The sequence below is a fragment of the Streptomyces griseorubiginosus genome, from assembly GCF_017614965.1.
Classification (GTDB): domain Bacteria; phylum Actinomycetota; class Actinomycetes; order Streptomycetales; family Streptomycetaceae; genus Streptomyces; species Streptomyces griseorubiginosus_B.
Window position 1 is genome coordinate 1 of sequence record NZ_WVUG01000414.1, and the last position, 6,445, is coordinate 6,445.

Sequence of the window (6,445 nt, forward strand, 5' to 3'; positions counted from 1 at the left end):
GGGTGAGTACGGGGGTGCGGGCTGGGCTCGTCATCCGGCTGGTGCGCTCCCGTCGTGCCGGGTGGGACGGTCATGGCCACGAGCCGCTGCGGGGCGCGCCTCCGCTATGTGCGCGGGATCCATGCGCGGAACATCCCTGTGCTGTACGTCCATGCGCGGAACGTCCCTACGCGGTACGTCCATGCGCGATACGTCCATGCGCGGTACGTCCATGCCGTGCGGCGGCGGAGTGGTGGCGGAGGCGTCCGTGTGGGCACCGGCCGTGTGGCGGACCGCCGAGGGGGAGGCGTCCGGGTGCCCCGATGCGGAGGTGTACTGGGCGGACATGTGGGCGCCCCCCATGTCGTCCAGGGCATCCAGACGGGAGCGCTCCATGGGCGGCGCCGCCATGGGGTCCGCGCCCATGGGTGCCGAACCCATGTGGTCCGCCTCCAGGTGCTGCTGGGCCTCCGCCAGGCCGACGCCCCGTTGGAAGGCGGCCATCAGGCCCGGGTCGTGGCCGGTGTGGGCGTCGGTGTCCTGGCGGGGCGCGGGACCGTCGCGCAGCTGGGGTGCGATGTGCTCCTGGGCGCGGCGGCGCGGGAGTTGGGGCTTGCCCATGGTGCCGCGAACCGTCCCGGTGCGGGGCGTGGCCGGCGCGGCCACGCTCTCCGCGACGACCCGCCGGTCGTCGGGCCGGATCCCGGGTACGGCCTCCGCGGGATTGGGCCGCTCCCCCCGGGCATCCCGCACGGGCAGCGGCGCGGGCCCGCTCCCCTGCCCCGTGGCGTGACCACCACCCGCGCCACCCGCCGTACCGCCGCGCGCTGCGGAGAGGTCCGCCCCGGCGCCGTCCGGCAGGCCGCCGTCGGCCGTGCCGCTGTCCGGGCCGGAGCCACGCGGCACGGCGCCGCGGGTGGTGCCAGTGGTGCCAGTGGTGCCGTCGCTCGCCATGGAATCGTTCACCGAGGCGCCGTTCGCAGCGGCGCCGGCCCGGGTACCGCCGCCCGCCCCGGCTCCGCCCACGACGGGGCTCGCCGACGTGCCGGCGTTCGGCGTGACGGAGGCGGTACCCGTGCTCTCCCACGACTCAACACGTCGCGGTGTCGGCGGTGGGGGCACGACAGGGTGGCCGCCGGTCGCGGGACCCGGACCGGACGACTGTGCGGGCGTCGCCGCGGCGCCGTGCGGATGGGGTACGGCCCCGGGGATGCCCTGCGCCGGGCCCAACAGGCCCTGCGGTACGACGAGTACGGCCTGGACGCCGCCGTAGATGTTGGTCTGCAACCGGACGTGGATGCCGTGCCGCCGCGCCAGCTGCGAGACGACGAACAGCCCGATGCGGCCGTCCGCGAGCAGGCTCGCGACATTGACCTGGTCGGGGTCGGCGAGCAGCGCGTTCATCTTCTTCTGCTCGGCGACCGGCATGCCCAGCCCCCGGTCCTCGACCTCCACGGCGAGCCCCGAGGTGACGAGGTTGGCCCGCAGCAGGACCTGGGTGTGCGGGGCGGAGAACACCGTGGCGTTCTCGACCAGTTCGGCCAGCAGATGGATGACGTCGGCCACGGCGTGCCCGCGCAGGGTGCCGTCGATCGGCGGCACCAGCTTCACCCGGGAGTACTGCTCCACCTCGGCGATGGCGGAGCGCAGCACCTCCGTCATGGACACCGGATGGCTCCACTGCCGGCGGGAGACGGCACCGCCGAGGACGGCGAGGTTCTCCGCGTGCCGACGGATCCGGGTGGCGAGGTGGTCGACGTGGAAGAGGCCCTTGAGGAGGTCGGGGTCCTCCATCTCGTTCTCCAGCTCGTCCAGGATCGAGATCTCCCGGTGCACCAGCGACTGCAACCGCCGGGCGAGGTTGACGAACACCTCGAGCTTCTGTTCGCTGCCCGCCTGGCTGGAGAGCTGCGCGGCCTGCACGACGGCGGTGACGGCGCCGTCGTGCGCCCGGCTCAGGTCGGCGGCGAGCAGTTCGAAGTCGTCCGCGTCGTCGGCGGGCGCGCCGCGGGGTGTGCGCTGGGGCGGTGCCTCGCCGCGGCGCAGTGCCTCGACCAGCGCGCGCAGATCGGCCTCGCCGCGCGCGGCGCTGCGGCGCAGCGTGGCGATGCGCTCGCTCACGGTCCGGGCGGCCCGGTCGGCGGCCACGGCCGCGGTCACGATGCCGGCCAGCGCCACCGAGACCGCGCCGCCCAGCACTCCCCACAGCGTGAGCCCGGGCCGGACCCCGGTGGAGCGGACCGTGAACAGCACGGCCGCGCTGGCGCTGAGGGCGACCGCGATGGGCGGCAGCACGGCGAGCCGGAGCAACTGGGGCCGTATGTGGGTCTCGGGCAGCGAGGCAACGGTGCGGGCGACGGGCCGTCCGTGCCGTCCGCCCTCACGGCGGTCTGCGCGTGCGGCCGGTGCGCGGAGGTGAGACATCGGTGTCCTCGTCGTACGGGTCCGTCGGTGCCCGGGGCGCGGGCTGCGCGGTTCGGGCAGGGGTTGCCCGATGGACACTCACAGTAGTCGCCAAGGCATCATGTGCGGTGGGCAGTTGACAAAGTCCCACGCGAAGCGTCCCGCTCTGGTATGAGGCGTCGTACGACAGACCGATAAACACAGCGGACACTCGATCCGGCTCGAGAACGGATCGATCAGTGCTGGTCAGAATTGGTCGAGAGGAATGATCGAGGGCCGGGGGGCCATCGCTCCCCGGCCCTCTCGGATTGCCGTCGATTGCCGCCGTCCGCCCGCGCGCCGACCGGACCGGACCGTTTCGGACGCTCCCCGAACCCCGGCGAGTCAACCCCTGAGCGTCACTGTCCGTGTCAACGGTCGGCGCGCGCTCACGCCTTCGGCTGGGTGAAGCGGATGCTGTTGCCGAAGGGGTCCCGCAGACCGCAGTCGATGCCGTACGGGCGCTCGGTGGGCTCCTCGGTGAACTCGACGCCCTTGGCCCGCAGCGTCTCGTAGGTCTTGCGGCAGTCCTCCGTGCCGAAGATGAGGAAGCCGCCCGTCGCCCCCTTGGTGAGCAGTTCGCGGACCTGCTCCGCGGTCTCCTCGGACAGGCGCGGCGGGCCGGGCCGCTCCAGCAGGACCTCGCGGTCGGGCTGGCCGGGGACGTTGACGGTGAGCCAGCGCATGAAGCCGAGGTCGGCGTCGGTGTTGACCTCCAGGCCGAGCTTGCCGACGTAGAAGTCGAGGGCCTCGTCCTGGTCGAGTACGTAGATCTGCGAGTGCGTGATTCCTGTGAACATGGGCATCACGCTACGAGCCCCGCCCGGCGAAAACTTATCCAAAACTGCTCAGTCGCCCGAACGCCGGGAAGACCGCGACCGCGGGCCGGCCGTCAGGCGGCCGTCAGGCGCTCGGCCGCATCCACGCCATGGTGAAGCAGGTCGGCACGTCCAGGGCCACGGACTCCTTGCGGTACTCGCGCGGCGAGCGGCCGACGACGTCGCGGAAGGTGCGGCTGAAGGTGCCGGGGCTGCCGAAGCCGACCTCGAAACAGATGTCCGTGACGCTGCGGTCGGTCTCGCGGAGCAGGAACATCGCGCGTTCGACGCGGCGGCGCTGGAGGTAGCGGTGCGGGGTCTCGCCGAAGGTGGCGCGGAAGGTGCGGGCGAAGTGGGCCGGGGAGACATGGGCGATCCGTGCCAGGGCCGGTACGTCCAGGGGCTGCGCGTAGGCACGGTCCATCGCGTCCCGGGCGCGGAGCATCCGGCGGTTGGTCTCTTCGGTGGCGCGGCTCACGGCGCCATCACACCACGGGTCCGCTGAGGGCGGCGAGGTCGGGGCCGGGCAGGTGGATCCAGCCCTCCCGCAGGGCGGCGGCACGCTCCTGGGCCGAGGACGGCCACCTGGTGTCGCCCACCAGCACGGCACGGGCGACCAGGGCGCAGACCAGTGCGTCGAGGTGGTCGTGGCTGACGACGCACCGCGTGCGCACCTCTTCCGGCAGCGCCCGCCCCAGCCCCACCTCGAGGGACCCGAGTACGTACTCCCGCACCGCCCGTGCGTCGGAGGTGGCGTTCTTGTAGCTGCCGGTGGGACGGATGCCCCACAGCCGCAGCGCGGCCGCGGGGTACACCTCGGCGACCGGCCCGGAGCCGTCCCGCGGCACGGATCCGGTGCCGAGGGCGTCCAGGAGGCGGGCCGCCCGGAGCGCGACCACGCCGAGCAGGTCGGTGGAGACCGACAGGGGCGGCCGCATCGCGGTCGCCTTCCAGGTGAGGTCGTCGGTGAGCCGGAAGCGCAGCGGGTCCAGTCCCGGCCTGCCGTCCGTACGATCCCCGAAGCGGGCCGGGGACGGCAGCGGCAGCCCCTGGTGGTGGGCCGCGATCATGTCCACGAAGCCGGTCGGCCAGCCGAGCGGACAGTCAAGACCCGTCTTGTCGGAGCCGCGGACCAGGGCCAGCAGATCCTCGTCCCCGTCCGGCACGACGAACTCCACCGTCGGCGCGCCCTCGTGGTCCCACTCCGCCCGGCACACGGCGGTGCGCCGGGCACTGGCGGCGAGATCGACCCCGACGGTCACGACCTGCCGACGCGGCATTCCGGGCCCCTTCCGCACCTGCTCAGCCGACGCCCCGCCCACTCACGCCCCGGCGTCCCTCCGTCGAGCACCACCACGCCCCCGGGATCACGGCCCGGACGACCACCCCGTGGTCCCCGTCGCTCGCCGCGGCCCGGACCACCGCGCCGCGGTCCCCGTCATTCGCCGCAGCCCGCCTCACCCGGCCGGCACCGTCTCCGGATCCCCGCTCCCCTCGGCGCCCCTCGCGTCGGCCTGTTCCTTCGCAGCCGAGTCCGCCGCCGTCTTGATCGCGGCCCCCGCGACGGCCTCCGCCGTCGGCCAGCCGCCCGCCGGCTCCTGGGCCACTGCGCGCCACCACGGGTCGCCGGGGACGGTCTCGGCGGTGGGCTCGAAGGGCTCTCCGGGACGGGGCAGGGCGATACGGGAGCCGGTGGCGTGGGCGGCGGCGACCGTGCCCTCGCCGGGCTCGGCCCAGGGGTGGGTGGCCAGGTTGAAGGTGGCCCAGTGGATCGGCATCATCACGCCGTGCGGCGCTCCGCCCTGGAGGTCGAGGTGGGCGCGCATGCCCTCCTCGGGCGTCATGTGGATGTCCGGCCAGAAGTCGGAGTACGCGCCGATCTGGATCATCGTGGCGTCGAACGGACCGTGCGCGGTGCCGATGTCCTTGAAGCCCTCGAAGTACCCGGTGTCGCCGCTGTGGTAGACGCGGTGTTCGTCCCCGGCGACCGACCAGGAGGCCCACAGCGTGTGCTGGGTGTTGCGCATGCCGCGTCCGCAGAAGTGGCGGGCCGGGGTGGCGGTGAGGGTGAGGCCGCCGATCCTCGTCTCCTCGTGCCAGTCCAGTTCGCGGATCCGGTCGGCGGAGACGCCCCACAGCTCGAGGTGCTCGCCGACGCCCAGCGGAACGGCGAACAGGGTGTCCGTGCCGGCCAGCGTCTTGATGCTGGGCATGTCCAGGTGGTCGTAGTGGTCGTGCGAGATGACGACGACGTCGACCGGGCCGAGCGCGGCGAGCGGCAGCGGCACGGGGTGCAGTCGCTTCGGGCCGACGAAGGAGAACGGGGAGCAGCGCTCGCCCCAGACGGGGTCGAACAGGACCCGGTGTCCGTCGATCTCCGCGAGCACGCTGGAGTGCCCCATCCAGGTCAGCCGCAGCCCGGTGGCGGGTGGCCTGGCGATGTCCGCGAGCGTGGTGCCGTGCACCGGGATGTTTCCCTTGGGGGCCCGTCGGGGCCGCTCCTCCTTGTCGAAGAAGACCTTCGCGAACTCCGTCATCGAGCCGGAGGGCCGGGTCCGGGCGGTGCCTCCGGGATTCTGGAAGACGCCGTCCTTGAAGTGGGGCGATCTGCGGATGCGCGCCATGCGCTCACCGCTCGGGTCCGCGCCGAAGGCCGCGGGCTGCAGCGCGCGGAGCCCGGAGCTCAGGGAACGGAAACCGGACACGGTACCTCCAGGTGGAGTCGGTGAGGCACTCCATTATGGTCGCCCCCTCGGACAACACCGGGATCGTCCCGTTCCTGCCGGACGGTTTCCAAAGAAAACCCAAAGAAACGAACCCTTCCCCGGCGGTCCCGGACCCGGTGGCGGCCCCGTTGACAGGGGACCCGACCGCTCCCGATACTGACCCGCGATTCAGTAATTTCCCGGCGGCCCGCTGGAGGCACCGTGTCCGACCTGCCCACCGACCTCCTCCCGATCGGTCCGGAGCAGTACGACATCGTGGACCTCACCCGCGCGTTCGCCGACGAGGCGGACGTCGAGACGCCGTGAGACCTGTGGCGCAAGGCCGCCAAGGTGGGGATCACTCCGACATCATGCGGCTCGTCATCTCGCGCGACCCGTGACCGAGCGGGCCGCGCTGCCGCGGAGGGGGCGGCAGCGCGGCCGAGCGTCCTGGCGGCGCACACGCGTACGCGCGCGTGGGCGCCGCCCCTCCCTGAGCCC

At 73.2% G+C, this 6,445-nt stretch carries 5 protein-coding genes; all 5 read right to left on the bottom strand.

Features of this window, described 5'->3' with window-relative positions; all coding sequences use genetic code 11:
- Positions 1-30: 30 nt before the first annotated feature.
- The 5 genes from GRC12_RS40575 to GRC12_RS40595 all read right to left on the bottom strand — a co-directional run bounded on the left by GRC12_RS40575 (position 31) and on the right by GRC12_RS40595 (position 5,944).
- Positions 31-2,403, bottom strand: coding sequence for a sensor histidine kinase (locus tag GRC12_RS40575; protein ID WP_208785465.1), 2,373 nt, complete (start codon positions 2,401-2,403; stop codon positions 31-33).
- Positions 2,404-2,810: 407 nt separating this feature from the next.
- On the bottom strand, positions 2,811-3,221 hold the full coding sequence (locus tag GRC12_RS40580; protein ID WP_133042104.1) for a VOC family protein: 411 nt from the start codon (positions 3,219-3,221) through the stop codon (positions 2,811-2,813).
- A gap of 103 nt (positions 3,222-3,324) precedes the next feature.
- Complete coding sequence (locus tag GRC12_RS40585) at positions 3,325-3,717, bottom strand: AraC family transcriptional regulator (RefSeq protein WP_308286740.1); 393 nt, start codon at positions 3,715-3,717, stop codon at positions 3,325-3,327.
- Positions 3,718-3,724: 7 nt separating this feature from the next.
- The gene (locus GRC12_RS40590) at positions 3,725-4,519 is read right to left on the bottom strand and encodes a DUF429 domain-containing protein (protein ID WP_208785466.1); all 795 of its coding nucleotides are present in this window, start codon (positions 4,517-4,519) and stop codon (positions 3,725-3,727) included.
- A 177-nt stretch (positions 4,520-4,696) separates the two neighbouring features.
- Positions 4,697-5,944: an MBL fold metallo-hydrolase gene (locus GRC12_RS40595; protein WP_208785467.1), complete on the bottom strand. Its 1,248-nt coding sequence runs from the start codon at positions 5,942-5,944 to the stop codon at positions 4,697-4,699.
- Between the last annotated feature and the right edge of the window lie 501 nt (positions 5,945-6,445).